The organism is Bulleidia extructa W1219, assembly GCF_000177375.1.
Classification (GTDB): domain Bacteria; phylum Bacillota_I; class Bacilli_A; order Erysipelotrichales; family Erysipelotrichaceae; genus Bulleidia; species Bulleidia extructa.
This window is the reverse complement of record NZ_ADFR01000005.1, coordinates 1-1,337: the sequence shown is the minus strand read 5'-3', so window position 1 is coordinate 1,337 and position 1,337 is coordinate 1. Positions and strand designations below refer to the sequence as shown.

Genomic DNA, 1,337 nt, shown 5'->3' with positions numbered 1-1,337 from the left:
TTGTTGATAATCGTATATCCGCTCTTCATATCCCCTTCAATCTTCGTCGTATACCCTTCTACCTTCTCTTCTTTCACCGTATACTCGATCTCTTGGCCATTCTCATACTTCTCTAAGTTCGTAAAGGTATATTGCCAATCTTTGTCCTTTGTCAATGCCTGACTTCCTACTTTCTTCCCATTGGCATACAGGTTCACCACAACACGGTTCCCCTCTTTCCCAATCCATTTCTTCCTCACAGCTATCGTTACCTTCCCTGTAATCCTATTCGTGATCGTATACCCACTCTTCGCTGTCCCTGAAATGGTCGTCTCATATCCCTCTACCTTCTCTTCTCTGACTGTATACTCAATCTCATGACCATCCGAAGCATACTTCGCTAAATTGGTGAAACGGTACTTCCAATCATTTGTTGCCTTACTTAATGTTACTCTTTCTTTCACCACTCCATCCGCTAACAACTCTACCTTAGCTAAAGCCCCTTCTTTTCCAATCCATTTCTTCTCGACTGAAACACTGACTTTCTCTATATTTGTATTCGTGATGGTGTATCCGCTTTGTTGGTTACCGGTAATCTTACTTTCATAATTCATCGGTGTCTCTTCTTTCACCGTATACTCAATCTCATGACCATCCGGTGCATACTTCGCTAATTCTTTGAACTCACCTTTCCAACTTCCACCTTCATTTAACTCAATCTGTTTCTGAACTACTCCATCTGCCATTAAGTTTACCTTGACGGATGTCTGTTTTGGTCCATTCCACTTCTTCTCCACACGGACACTCACCTTCTCCGTATTCGTGTTCTTAACCACAAAGCCATTGGCAACATTACCTGTAATCTCACTTTCATAGTTGGCTATAGCGTCTTCTTTGATCTCATATTTGATCTCGACTCCATCTTTATACTTCTCCAAGCCCGCAAAGGTATGTCTCCAATTATGCGCTGAATCCAATGTCGTTGATAAGATCTCTTTCCCATTCGCTATCAAACGGATCGTCGCACTGTTTCCTTCTTTCCCGACCCATTCTTTTCTAACAGCTATTGATACTTTCCCCGCAATTGTATTCGTGATCGTATATCCGCTCTTCGCTGTCCCTGAAATCACCGTCTCATATCCGCTTATCTTCTTCTCTTTTACCCTATACTCAATCTCATGGCCATCGTCTTTATCGTATTTATACAGATCTTTGAACTCACCCTTCCAGTTTGTCCCTTGGTTTAACGTGATCTTCTGATTCGTCGCCTTCCCATCGGCTAACAGTTCTACCTCTACTTCATTCTTGGCCGGTCCAACCCATTTCTTCTCAACTGATACACTTGTTTTTTCTCTGGC

General features: G+C 42.4%; 1 protein-coding gene. It reads right to left on the bottom strand.

Translation table 11 applies throughout. The features are described 5' to 3' along the window. The coding region (locus tag HMPREF9013_RS03620; RefSeq protein WP_006627022.1) for a Cna B-type domain-containing protein at positions 1-1,337 on the bottom strand (1,337 nt) is incomplete at both ends.